This is a genomic window from Salinilacustrithrix flava (assembly GCF_041228405.1).
Classification (GTDB): domain Bacteria; phylum Actinomycetota; class Acidimicrobiia; order Acidimicrobiales; family Salinilacustritrichaceae; genus Salinilacustrithrix; species Salinilacustrithrix flava.
Window position 1 is genome coordinate 2,642,947 of record NZ_CP133888.1, and the last position, 12,509, is coordinate 2,655,455.

Annotated in this window: 9 protein-coding genes; 6 read left to right on the plus strand and 3 right to left on the minus strand. The window is 71.6% G+C overall.

Annotated elements, in window-relative coordinates:
- Positions 1-33 precede the first annotated feature (33 nt).
- The 3 genes from RGQ06_RS13055 (at position 34) to RGQ06_RS13065 (ending at position 2,939) form a co-directional block, all read left to right on the plus strand.
- Positions 34-918: a Ku protein gene (locus RGQ06_RS13055; RefSeq protein WP_432428642.1), complete on the plus strand. Its 885-nt coding sequence runs from the start codon at positions 34-36 to the stop codon at positions 916-918.
- Positions 915-1,808 carry a non-homologous end-joining DNA ligase gene (ligD, locus tag RGQ06_RS13060; protein ID WP_432428643.1) on the plus strand — a complete coding sequence of 298 codons (894 nt, stop codon included), beginning with the start codon at positions 915-917 and terminating at the stop codon, positions 1,806-1,808. The genes RGQ06_RS13055 and ligD overlap by 4 nt, the downstream gene beginning before the upstream one ends.
- 138 nt (positions 1,809-1,946) lie before the next feature.
- Positions 1,947-2,939, plus strand: coding sequence for a DUF559 domain-containing protein (locus RGQ06_RS13065; protein ID WP_432428644.1), 993 nt, complete (start codon positions 1,947-1,949; stop codon positions 2,937-2,939).
- 24 nt (positions 2,940-2,963) lie between these two features.
- On the opposite strand, the gene RGQ06_RS13070 is transcribed toward RGQ06_RS13065, so the two are convergent.
- The gene (locus tag RGQ06_RS13070; protein ID WP_432428645.1) at positions 2,964-5,486 is read right to left on the minus strand and encodes an EAL domain-containing protein; all 2,523 of its coding nucleotides are present in this window, start codon (positions 5,484-5,486) and stop codon (positions 2,964-2,966) included.
- A gap of 117 nt (positions 5,487-5,603) precedes the next feature.
- On the minus strand, positions 5,604-9,149 hold the full coding sequence (gene metH, locus RGQ06_RS13075; RefSeq protein ID WP_432428646.1) for a methionine synthase: 3,546 nt from the start codon (positions 9,147-9,149) through the stop codon (positions 5,604-5,606).
- A gap of 62 nt (positions 9,150-9,211) precedes the next feature.
- On the opposite strand from metH, the gene RGQ06_RS13080 reads away from it, so the two are divergent.
- The 3 genes from RGQ06_RS13080 to RGQ06_RS13090 are packed head-to-tail and all read left to right on the plus strand — an operon-like array spanning position 9,212 to position 11,926.
- Positions 9,212-9,766, plus strand: coding sequence for a cob(I)yrinic acid a,c-diamide adenosyltransferase (locus RGQ06_RS13080; RefSeq protein ID WP_432428647.1), 555 nt, complete (start codon positions 9,212-9,214; stop codon positions 9,764-9,766).
- Complete coding sequence (locus RGQ06_RS13085; protein WP_432428648.1) at positions 9,763-11,205, plus strand: leucyl aminopeptidase; 1,443 nt, start codon at positions 9,763-9,765, stop codon at positions 11,203-11,205. Before RGQ06_RS13080 ends, RGQ06_RS13085 begins: the two co-directional genes overlap by 4 nt.
- Positions 11,206-11,248: 43 nt before the next feature.
- Positions 11,249-11,926 (plus strand): winged helix-turn-helix domain-containing protein, encoded by a 678-nt coding sequence (locus RGQ06_RS13090; protein WP_432428649.1) that lies wholly within the window; start codon positions 11,249-11,251, stop codon positions 11,924-11,926.
- A gap of 3 nt (positions 11,927-11,929) precedes the next feature.
- Here the strand turns inward: RGQ06_RS13090 and RGQ06_RS13095 are convergent, their stop codons facing one another.
- Positions 11,930-12,421, minus strand: a complete 492-nt coding sequence (locus tag RGQ06_RS13095; RefSeq protein WP_432428650.1) for a hypothetical protein — start codon at positions 12,419-12,421, stop codon at positions 11,930-11,932.
- Between the last annotated feature and the right edge of the window lie 88 nt (positions 12,422-12,509).

The following is a 12,509-nucleotide window of genomic DNA, read 5'->3' on the forward strand; positions in this document are numbered from 1 at the left end:
GCGAAAACCCTGCTCGTGGGGTGTACTGAACCCATGCCTCGTGCCATGTGGAGCGGGTCGATCAGCTTCGGGCTGGTCAACATCCCCGTGAAGCTCTACGCCGCCGTCAGCCGCAAGTCGGTCCGCTTCAACCAGATCGACCGCAACACCGGCGCGCGCATCAAGTACAAGAAGGTCTCCGCCGACTCGGGTGACGAGGTCACCAACGACGACATCGTCAAGGGCTACGAGCTGCCGAGCGGCGACTACGTCACCGTCTCCGACGACGAGCTGGCCCAGCTCGACCCCAAGGCGAGCCGCACGATCGACATCGAGGAGTTCGTCGACCTGGCCGACATCGATCCGGTCTTCTACGACTCCGCCTACCTGCTCGCGCCGGACAAGGCCACGGCCAAGCCCTACGCGCTGCTGGCCCGGGCCATGGAGCAGTCGGGCAAGGTCGGCATCGCCCGGGTGGTGATGCGCACGAAGCAGTACCTGTGCGCGGTGCGGCCCCAGGACGGCAAGCTCGTGATGTCGACGATGGTCTACGCCGATGAGATCAACGACCCGGCCCAGATCCCCGAGCTCGCCCAGCTCGACGACGTGGAGGTCTCCGACAAGGAGCTGGTGATGGCCGAGCAGCTCATCGCCTCGCTCAGCGAGACCTTCGAACCGGCCAAGTACACCGACACCTACCGGACCAAGGTGCTCGAGGTCATCGATCGCAAGGCCGCCGGCGAGGAGGACGTGGTCACCACGCCCGAGCCGCAGGAGGACAAGGTCGTCGACCTCATGGCCGCCCTCGAGGCGTCCGTCGCCGCGGCCAAGGAAGCCCGTGGTCGGCACCCCACGGCGGCGGCTCCGGGGACCGTGTCCGGTGACGAGATCGCCGGCGAGGACGGGCCCGCCGACCAGGACGCTGCGCAGACCGCGTGACCGAGCGGCTCGTCGAGCTGGACGGCCGGCGCCTGAAGCTCACCAACCTCGACAAGGTGCTGTACCCGGAGACCGGGTTCACCAAGGCCGAGGTCATCGACTACTACGCCCGCATCGCGCCGGCGATGCTGCCCCACATCGCCGGCCGGGGGATCACGCTGAAGCGGTTCCCCGACGGGGTCGAGGGCGGCTCGTTCTTCGAGAAGCGCTGCGCGTCCCACCGACCCGAGTTCGTCAGCACGATCGACGGGCCCGGCGACCGGGGCGGGGCGATCGGCTACTGCAACCTGGACTCGGTCCCGGCACTGGCCTGGGCAGGGAACATGGCGGCCCTCGAGATCCACGCGCCGATGGCGCTCGGCGCCGACATCGAGTCGCCCCAGCTGTGCGTGTTCGACCTCGACCCGGGTGAGCCGGCGACGATCATCGAGTGCGCCCGGGTCGGCCTGGAGCTGCGCGACGTGCTCGCCGGCATCGGCCTCGAGTGCGTGGCCAAGACGTCGGGCTCCAAGGGCATGCAGCTGTACGTGCCGCTGAACGCGCCCCACACCCACGACCACACGAGCGAGTTCGCCCACGCCGTCGCCCGGGTGCTCGAGAAGCACCGCCCCGACGACGTCACCTCGGTGATGGCGAAGGCCCAGCGCCCGGGCAAGGTCTTCATCGACTGGAGCCAGAACAGCCGCCACAAGACGACCGTGGCCGTGTACTCGCTCCGGGCCAAGGCGAGCCCGACGGTGTCCACGCCCGTGACCTGGGACGAGGTCAGCGACTGCGCCGACGGCGAGCCGCTCTCCTTCACCGCCCCCGACGTGCTCACCCGCGTCGCCGAGCTCGGCGACCTCTTCGCGCCCTGCGCCACCCAGGTCCAAGAGCTGCCAGCTACCTGACGCCAGAGGAAACTGGCAGCGACCACGGAACGCTTCTGGCAGCGACCACGGAACGCTGTCGGACCCCCGGACCTACGCTGCCCCGACGGGTGCTGCGGCACCGACGACTTCCCCCAGTGCAAGCGAAGGGGAGCAGTCGTGCCCGTACGTCCCGAGGACCTCATCGTTCCGGTGCTGGATGCCCAACACCACCTCATCGATCCCGATGGTGCAGCCGAGGTCGGCGTGCACCGAGCCCAGCTGCACCGCATGGAGCGCCACGGGCACCTCGACCGCATCGGTCGAGGGCTCTACCGGCTGCGCGATGCGCCCGAGACCTGGCACCAGCAGACGCTTGCCGCGATCAAGCTGGCGAAGCCGCCCGCCCAGGCGTCGCATCGCGCCGTGGCCCGCCTGCTGGGCGTCCCGACCTACGAGGCGTCGCGCCCGGAGATCACGATTCCGTCGAAGCGCACCTTCCGCCGCGAAGGCGTGATCGTGCACCAGAGCCGAGACATCGCCTACGTGCCGCCCGTGCTCATCGAAGGCATCCCGTGCACCCCGCCCCGACGCCTCGCGGTGGACATCGGCGCGGTCCTCGGCGAGACGGCGTACACGACCGTCCTGCGCGAGCTGCGACGGGACCACGGCCTGTCCTGGAAGCAGCTCGCCGCCGTGCTCCGGCTGCACAGCAACCGGGGCCGTGACGGGTGCGGCCCGCTCCGACGCCAGCTCGAGCGGTACTACGGGGTCGAGGGGATCCCGGACACCACCCTGGAGCAGACCGTCCTCGACCTCTTGATCGATGCGTGGCTGCCGCTACCCGTGTGCCAGCTGGTCGTACCGCTTCCGAACGGCCGGTACTACCGCATCGACTTCGCCTACCCGGCCGTGAAGCTGGCCATCGAGATCGACGGCCCGCACCACGAGCTCCCCGAGGTCGCGGCCCGAGATGCTCGCCGGGACCGACGCCTGCGCCAGCTCGGTTGGACGGTGGATCGCTTCGACGAGGACGAGGTGATCTTCTACCCCGAGCAGGTCCTGATGGCGATCCGTCGGCGCTTGGTGGAGCTCGGCGTCGACGTCACCCGTGTTCCGCCACCGCTGCCAGATCTCCGAGACCGTCCGATCGATCGGCGCCCCGTTCCGTAGCCGCTGCCAGTTTCCCCCGGGGGGTCAGCCGACGGGGCGGTGGGCGGCCATCTCGGTGGCCGGCGCCGGCACGCCGAGGAAGTAGCCCTGGCCGTAGCGGCAGCCGAGGGAGCGGCAGATCTCGAGCTGGGCCTCGGTCTCGATGCCCTCGGCGACCACGTCGAGGCCGAGGGCATCGGCGACGCCGGTGACGGCCCGGACCACGGCACGGGCCTGGGGGGATTCGGCGAGGTCGCTGAGCAGGGCGTTGTCGAGCTTGAGGATGTCGATGGGCAGCGTCCGCAGGATCGACAGGGACGAGAAGCCGCTGCCGAAGTCGTCGAGCGCGACCCGCACGCCGATCTGGCGGCAGTCGCGCAGCACCGAGGCGGCGTGCTCGGGCTCCTCGAGGAAGGCGTCCTCGGTGAGCTCCACGATGAGCCGGTCCACCGGAAGGCCGGCGGCGTCGGCTGCCCGCCGCAGCACGTCGGGCAGCTCGTCGTCCCGCAGCTGGATCGGTGACACGTTCACCGACACCCCGACCGGATCCGGCCACGCGGCGGCCGCCTGGGCCGCGGTGTCGATGATCAGCCGGCCGAGCTGTGCCATGCGGTCGATCTGGTGGGCGACGCCGAGCACCTCGGGCGGCGGGATCTTTCCGAGGTCGGCCAGCTCGAGGCGCAGGAGCGCCTCGGCGAAGTGGACGCCACCGGAGTCGATCTCGATGACCGGCTGGTAGTGCAGCGGCACCGTCGGCTCCTCGATGACCGAGCGCAGGCAGGACTCGATGCGGTGACGGCGGGCCGCGGCCGCGCTCATCGCCTGCTCGTAGATGGTGTACCGGCCGCCGCCGCGAGCCTTGGCCCGGTACATGGCCAGGTCGGCGCGGCGCAGCACCTCGTCGGGATCGGTGTCGGCTGCGAGCACCACGACGCCGACGCTGGCCGTCACCACCGTGTTGCCGTGGCCGAGCTGGAACGGTGCGCGGAGCGCCTCGAGCACGGACTCGGCCACCCGGGCCGCACCACCGGTGTCCTGGAGGTCCTCGGCCAGGACGGCGAACTCGTCGCCGCCCAGACGGGCGAGCGTCTGGGTGCTGCGGAGCACCGACGAGAGGCGCTCGGCCACGGCGCGCAGCACCTCGTCGCCGAAGGCGTGGCCGAGGTTGTCGTTGACCAGCTTGAAGCGGTCGAGGTCGAACAGCAGGAGCGCGGCGGCCATGCCGTCCTGGCGGACCCGCACGGTGGCCTGCTGCAGCCGGGCATGGAGGAGCGCCCGGTTGGCGACGCCGGTGAGCTGGTCGTAGAGGGCGTGGCGGGTGAGCTCGGCCTCGTAGGCGCGCTCGGCGGAGGCGTCGCGAGCGAACAGGGTGTAGTTCACGACGTGGTCCTCGTCGCCCAGCTCGGGGATGACGACGAGCGAGACGGGCACCTCGACGCCGTCGCGATCGACCAGCACCTCCTCGCCCCGCCAGGTCTGGCCGGATCGCACCCGGCGGGTCAGCTCGAGGGATCGTTCTGCGCCTCCGCGGAGCGTGTCGCTCACCCGGCAGGGGAGTCCGTCGCCGTCGCGCAGGATGAACCGCTCGGCGGCGGCGTTCCACCAAGCCGGCATGCCCTCGGCATCGGCGATCAGCACGATGTCCTCGGTGTTGCCGAGGGCGTGGCCGAGCTGCTGCGTGGTGCGCTCGGACCGGAAGCCCTCGGCCACGACCACGCCCATGACGATGCCGGTGAGCGCGATCACCGCCAGGAGCACGACGACATCGCCACGGTCGAACGCACCGCGTGCCCCGATGGCGAGGGTGGTCGGCACCAGGCCGGCGATGATGGCGGCGGCGATGGCGGAACCGGGGTGGGCCCGGCGGAGGGCGACCAGCACGATGGGGGCCAGCGACAGGTAGAGCATGTCGACCCGGTCGATGAGGAGCGCGGTGGCGACCGGGACCGCGACGACGCTCACGATCTCGAGGAGCCCGAGGCCACTTCGGAGCGGCGGCCGGGGGGCGACGATGACGTCCGCCCGACGCATCGTGATCCCGAGGACGATGGCTGGAGTGACGCTGAGCATGCCGATGGCGTCGCCCTGGAGCCACGTCCGCAGCGAGTCGAGCTGGTCCGCCGAGGCGATCACGTCGGCCCACCGGAGGATGGCTGTCCCGAAGACCGCCCCGGGCAGGGCGCCGACCAGCAGGCCGCCGGCGAGGATGCCGAGGCTGCGGACATCGGGGATCGTCGGGTCGAGCCGGGCCCGTCGCAGCGCCAGGCCGACGAGGGCGTAGGAGCCGCCGACCAGGACGGCGTTGAGCACGGTGAGCCCGACGCCGAAGTCGGCGGCGACGTCGAAGATCGCGATGCTGACGATCAGCTCGGCGACGATGGTCGGCACGACGAACCGTGCCCCGCCCAGGAGCACGGCGGCCACCGCCAGGCCTGGCGCCGGGTACCACAGCGTGACCGAAGCGGCGCCGCTGACCGCCTCACCCCAGGCGGCGAGCGCCACGTATGCGCCGACCATGACCGCGTGCTGCACCCACGGCGGGGGATCGAGCGCCGCGATGCGGTTCACGCGGGCAGCGTAGGTCCAGGCGCCGATCCCGGGTCGGACCGATCCTCCGGGCGTTCCGTGGTCGCTGCCAGTTCCCTTCAAGGGTCCCGCCCGGGGAGCGGCGAAGGCCCAGGAGCGCTACCGGGCGACGAAGTACTTGGCCCGGGGGTGGTGGCAGATGAGTGCTGAGGTGGACTGCTCGGGCTGGAACTGGAAGCCGGTGTCCTCGCTGACCTCGATGCCGATGCGCTCGGCGCCCAGCAGCGTGGCGACGGTCTCGTTGTCCTCGAGGTCCGGGCAGGCCGGGTAGCCCCATGAGTAGCGGCCGCCGCGGTACTGCTGGCGGAACAGGCCGTGCAGGTCGGGGCCGTCCTCGTCCGCGATGCCGAGCTCCTCGCGGATGCGACGGTGCCACAGCTCGGCCAGCGCCTCGGCCATCTCGACGCCGATGCCGTGGACGAGCATGTACTCCTGGTACTTGTCGGCCGCGAACAGCTCGGCCGTGCGCTCGGAGACGGCGTGGCCCATGGTCACGACGTGGAAGGCGGCGACGTCGACGACGGTCTCGGCGGGGCTGGCGCCGACCGGGCGGAAGAAGTCGGCCACGCAGAGGAACGGCGCTTCGCGCTGGCGGGGGAACGGGAAGCGCACCCGCTCCTCGGTGGCGGTCTCGTCGGTCCAGATGACGAGGTCGTCGCCGTCCTTGTTGGCCGGGAAGTACCCGTAGACCACGGCGGGCTGCAGGAGCCCGGCGGCCTTGGCTTCGGCGAGCTGGCTGCGCAGCTGGGGCCGGATCCGGTCCTTGAACTCGGCGTCGGTCTCCTTGGTGCCGTCGGCCTTGGTCTCGGGCCGGAACTGCCACTGGTTGCGGAACAGGGCGGTCTCGTTGATGTAGCCGGCGATGTCGTCGATGGCGATGCCCTTGACGACCTGGCTGCCCCAGAAGGGAGGCGTGGGCACGTCGACGTCGGTGACCTCGGGGGAGCGGTCCGGCAGCTCCAGGTCCGCGTCGGCGGAGGGATCGCGCTCGGCGATGCCGGCCCGGGCCCGCACGGTGGACTCGGACGGGACGGTGCCCCAGTCGGGGTCGTCGGCCTCCTCGCCGGCGCGCACGGCCCGGAGGCGGTCCATGGTGCGCAGGCCCTCGAACGCGTCGCGGCCGTAGAAGAGGCGGCCGTCGTAGACCTCGCGCAGGTCCCGCTCGACGTAGCTGCGGGTGAGCGCGGCGCCGCCGAGGATGACGGGGAGGTCGGACAGCTCGCGCTGGTTCAGCTCCTCGAGGTTGTCGCGCATGATCAGCGTCGACTTCACGAGCAGGCCCGACATCCCGATCGCGTGGGCGCCGATCTCCTGGGCCTTGGCGATCATGTCGCTCACCGGCACCTTGATGCCGAGGTTGTGCACCTCGTAGCCGTTGTTGGTGAGGATGATGTCGACCAGGTTCTTGCCGATGTCGTGGACGTCGCCCTTCACCGTGGCCAGCACGATCCGGCCCTTGGAGGTGTCCTCCTCGGACTTCTCCATGTACTGCTCGAGGTGGGCGACCGCGGCCTTCATCGTCTCGGCCGACTGCAGCACGAAGGGCAGCTGCATCTCGCCCGATCCGAACAGCTCGCCGACCACCTTCATGCCGGCGAGCAGGTGGTCGTTGATGATGTCGAGCGGGGCGATGCCGGCGGTGCGGGCCTCCTCGAGCTCCTCGACCAGGCCGTTGCGCTCGCCGTCGATGATGCGCTGCTTGAGGCGCTCCTCGACCGGCCAGTCGCTGCGGTCCTCCTTGACGTGCTCGACGGACTCGACGTCTTCGAACAGCTCCAGGACCTTGGTGAGCGGGTCGTAGTCGGGGTCGCCGCCGGACAGCGCGCCCTCGGTGCCGCGGCGGTCGTAGACCAGGTCCATGCAGGCGTCGCGCTGCTCGTCGGGGATGCGCGACAGCGGCAGGATGCGCCCGGCGTGGACGATGGCCGAGTCGAGCCCGGCCACCTGGCACTCGTGCAGGTAGACGCTGTTCAGCACGTGGCGGGCGGCCGGCTTCAGGCCGAAGGAGATGTTGGACAGCCCGAGCGTGGTGTGCACGCCGGGCAGGTGCTCCTTGATGAGGCGGATGCCGTCGAGGGTCTCGATGCCGTCGCGGCGTGACTCCTCGAGGCCGGTGCCGAGGGTGAGGGCCAGCGGGTCGAAGATGAGGTCGGAGGGCTCGAGGCCGTAGCGCTCGACGGCGATGTCGTGGATCGCCCTGGCTGCACGCAGCTTCCACTCGGCGTCGCGGGCCTGGCCCTCGGTGTCGATGCAGGTGCACACGACCGCGGCGCCGTACTCCTTGGCCAGGCTGAGGAAGCGGTCGAGCCGGGTGCCGGGCGCGTCGCCGTCCTCGAGGTTGACCGAGTTGAGGATGGCCCGGCCGCCCAGGTGCTGCAGGGCCGTCTCCACCACGTCGGGCTCGGTGGAGTCGATCATCAGCGGCACGGTGGACTGCGTGGAGAACCGGCTGGCCACCTCGTGCATGTCGGCGTTGCCGTCGCGGCCGACGTAGTCGACGCAGACGTCGATGACGTGGGCGCCGCCGGCGACCTGGTCCTTGGCCATCTTGACCGTGGTGTCCCAGTCGCCTTCGATCATCGCCTCGCGGAACGCCTTGGAGCCGTTGGCGTTGGTGCGCTCGCCGATGATGAGCACGGACAGGTCCTGCTCGAACGGGGTGAAGGAGTACACCGACGTGGCACCGGGCAGGTGCTCGGGGGTGCGGGCCGCCGGCGTGAGGTCCTTGCAGTGCTCGGCCAGCAGGCGGATGTGCTCGGCCCCGGTGCCGCAGCAGCCGCCGACCACCTGCACGCCGAAGTCGGTGATGAAGCGGGACTGGGCCTCGAGCAGGCCCTCCGGTGTGAGGTCGTAGTGCATGGCGCCGTCCACCACCGAGGGCAGGCCGGCGTTGGGCAGGGCCGAGATCGGCATGCGCGAGTGCTGGGACAGGTAGCGCAGGTGCTCGCTCATCTCGCCCGGGCCGGTGGCGCAGTTGAGCCCGATGACGTCGACGCCGAGGGGATCGATGGCGGCGAGCGCGGCGCCGATCTCGGTGCCGGGCAGCATCGTGCCGGTCATCTCGATGGTGACCTGGGCCTGGATCGGCACCTGCGTGCCGACGGCGGCCATGGCCCGCTTGCACCCGTTGACCGCGGCCTTCAGGCCGAGCAGGTCGTACTGGGTCTCGATGAGGAACAGGTCGACCCCGCCCTCGAGCAGGCCTCGGGCCTGGACCTCGTACTGGTCGCGCAGCTCGGCGTAGGTGATGTGGCCGAGGGTGGGCATCTTGGTGCCGGGACCGATGGAGCCGGCCACGAAGCGGGGGCTGCCGTCGGTGGCGAAGTCCGAGGCCACGTCCCGGGCGAGCCGGGCGGCGGCGACGTTGAGCTCGTGGGTGCGGTCGGCGAGGCCGTACTCGGCGAGCGGCGTGGCGAACGCGCCGAACGTGGCGGTCTCGGTGACGTCGCAGCCCACCGCGAAGTAGCTCTCGTGCAGGCCGGCGATGACGTCGGGACGGGTGACGGCCAGGATCTCGTTGCAGCCCTCGAGGTCCTCACCCCCGAAGTCGTCGGCGGTGAGGTCGAGACCCTGCACGTAGGTGCCGAAGGCGCCGTCGTAGACGACGACGCGCTCGGCGATCAGGTCGAGGAAGGGGGAGGGCATGGAGGCGCCAGCGTACCGAGGGACCCCTTCTGCACCCCCAAGTGAAACTAGGGTCCGGCGCGATGAGCAGGGTGTACACGGGAAAGGGTGACGACGGGTCCACCGGGCTCCTCTTCGGTGGTCGCGTGCCGAAGGACCACTTGCTCCCCGAGGCCTACGGCACCGTCGACGAGGCCCAGGCCGCCATCGGCCTCGCCCGGGCCGCCACGGACCGGGGCGGCGAGCTCGACACCGTGCTGGTAGAGGTCGAGCGCGACCTCTACGTGCTGATGGCAGAGCTGGCGACCCAGCCCGAGAACCGCACGAAGCTCGTCGACGGCCAGACGCGGGTGACCGAGGCCATGGTGGAGCAGCTCTCGGCGCGCACCGACGACCTCGCCGGCCGCTTCGAGTTCCCGACCGAGTTCGTCGTCCCCGGCCAGAACGAGCTGTCCGCCCGCCTGGACGTCGCCCGCACCGTGGTGCGCCGGGCCGAGCGACGGTCGCTGCCCGCTGCGTCGGAGGGCTCCCACGCCATCCCGTACCTGAACCGTCTGTCCTCGCTGCTGTGGACCGCGGCCCGCTGGGTCGAGGCCGACGACACCTTGCTGTCCAAGTCGATCGGAGACCGTCCATGACCGTCGTGACCACCCTCACCAAGGAGGCGCCCGAGGGCGCCGTGCCCGCCACCGGCGTGAGCACCGAGGCCCTCGTCGACCACCCGCTCCAGGGGTTCCTCGACGCCCAGGGGTTCACGGCCGAGGTGGGCCAGACCCAGGTGGTCCCCGATGCCGACGGCCGCCCGACGATCCTCGTCGGCGTCGGCGCCGACGCCGACCGCACCGTCGACGACCTGCGCCGCGCCGCCGGCGCTGTCGCCCGCGCCGCCCGGACGCACCGCGTGGTGCGCACCGACCTGCTCGACCACGTGGGCGAGCTCAGCCCGGTGCTCGCGGCCCAGGCGCTGGCCGAGGGCATCGGCCTCGGGCAGTACACCTACACGGTCCTCAAGAGCGACCCGAAGCCGTCGCTGCTCGAGGAGGTCCACGTCGTGGGCAAGGGCGGCAAGCGCGTGCAGGACGCCCTCGACCTCGGCTCGGCCATCGCCGACGCGGTGGGCGTGGCCCGGGACCTGGTGAACGAACCGGGCGGCACGCTCACGCCGCCCGCCTTCGCTCGCGAGGCGGTGTCGCTGGGGGAGAGCTACGGCTTCGAGGTCACCGTGCTCGAGAAGCCCGAGATCGAGGCGGCCGGCATGGGCGGCCTGCTCGGCGTGAACCGGGGCTCCGAGATCGACCCCCGCTTCCTGGAGCTGCGCTGGGTGCCGGAGGGCAAGCCGCGGGGCGCGGTGGCGCTCGTCGGCAAGGGCATCACGTTCGACTCCGGTGGCCTCAGCATCAAGCCGAGCGACGGGATGCTCACGATGAAGGGCGACATGGGCGGTGGCGCCGCGGTGGTCGGAGCGTTCTGCGCGCTGTCGGCGCTGCGCCCCCGGGTGGAGGTGCGGGGCTACGTGCCGCTCACCGACAACATGACCGGCGGCGACGCGATGCGCCTCGGCGACGTGCTGCGCATCAGCAACGGCAAGACCGTGGAGGTCCACAACACCGATGCCGAGGGCCGGCTCGTCCTGGCCGACGCCCTCTCCCGGGCGTCGGAGGCGGCGCCCGACGCCATCGTCGACCTGGCCACGCTCACGGGTGCGTGCATGGTCGCCCTCGGCGACGACCACGCCGGGGTCATGGGCAGCCACGACGCGTGGGTCGAGCAGGTCATGGCCGCCGGTGAGGCCGCGGGGGAGCGGTCCTGGCGGCTGCCGCTGCCCGACGACTGGCGTTCGAAGCTGGACTCCGACATCGCCGACATGAAGAACATCAGCGGCACCCGCTACGGCGGCGCATCGATCGCCGCGCTGTTCCTGAAGGAGTTCGTGGGCGAGGGCATCCCCTGGGCACACCTCGACATCGCCGGGCCGTCGTTCAGCGACAGGGAGACCGCCCTCGACATCAAGGGCGGCACCGGGTACGGCGTGCGCACCCTGCTGGCGCTGCTGAAGGGGTGGAGCAAGCCCCGCTGAGCAGGGGGAGGGACGTCCCGGATCCACCGGTACGGTCCAGGCCATGCCCACGACCACGTGGGCGGGCGAACGACCTCAGATCCTGGTGCTCGGCCGCGGCGACGCGGTGCCGGAGGTGCGTGCCGTGCTCGACCGCTGCCGCCACGTGGGCCGGGTGGACACCGCCGAGCGCGGTCGAACCGAGGCGGTGCGGGGGGCCGATCTCGTCGTGGTGGTCGTCGACGAGGGCGAGCCGCACGCCGTCGACCCGGTCGTCGCGGTGCGGGGTGAGACCGACTGCCCCATCGTCGTCGTGTCGGGCCCCCGTCCCGACCGGTTCCAGGTGTTCGACGCCGGCGCCGACGACGTGGCCGCCTCCCCGATCGATCCCGCCGAGCTGACCGCGCGCGTCGCCGTGCGCCTGGCCCGCTCCTCCCACGGTCGCGACGAGGTGCGCCACGGCGCCCTGGTCGTCGACCCGGCCCGGCGCGTCGTGCGCCTCGACGGGGAGAGCGTGGCGCTCACCGCCAAGGAGTTCGACCTGCTCGAGCACCTGGTCCGCCACCCCGGGCAGACGTTCAGCCGCGACATGCTCCTCGAGGCCGTGTGGAACTCCTCCACCGAGTGGCAGCAGGGCCGCACGGTGAACGAGCACGTGCACCGGCTGCGCCGGAAGCTGGGCGGGGGCTGGATCGCCACCGTGCACGGCGTCGGCTACCGCTTCGACCCGGACGCGCGGTAGCCGTCATCCGGCTTCGCGCTGGGGGACCGCCACCGCTGCCTTGAGGGCCCGGCGGGCGCCGGTGTCGTCGAAGCCCCACCGGCGGAGCTGGTCCTCCACCTCGGCCGCGCTGGCCCCCACGTCGAGCAGGCTCCGGGCCAACCGGGTGGCGTGGGCGTCGTCGACCGGTCGAGGACCGCGCCGGCGGCGGTCCCGTTGCCAGTCCTCGTGGGCGGTGCGCAGGTGCCGGGGCAGGCGGTTGGCCTGGGCGCTCGACAGCGGTGGGAGGCGCCGGCGGACGGCGAGGATCCCGTGCTCGGCGTGCTGGGCGCACCCGAAGCGCACGCAGCGGTCGATGGCCCGGGGGAACGGGCCGGTGCGCCCGCCGCGCGTGCCGATGCCGATGGAGCGGGCGGCGTCGCCGGCGTCGAGGCTGAACCCGTCGGGGCTGGCGTCGAACTCGACGGCGAAGCGGCGCAGGAGCCAGGTCGAGGTGCGGCATTTCCGCGATCTCACCCCAGAACATTTCCGCGGCGGAGACGGCTGGAACCGGCGAGAAGTCTTCCATCTGTCTCAGCAGCGGCTGCCAGGCCGTCCCGAACGC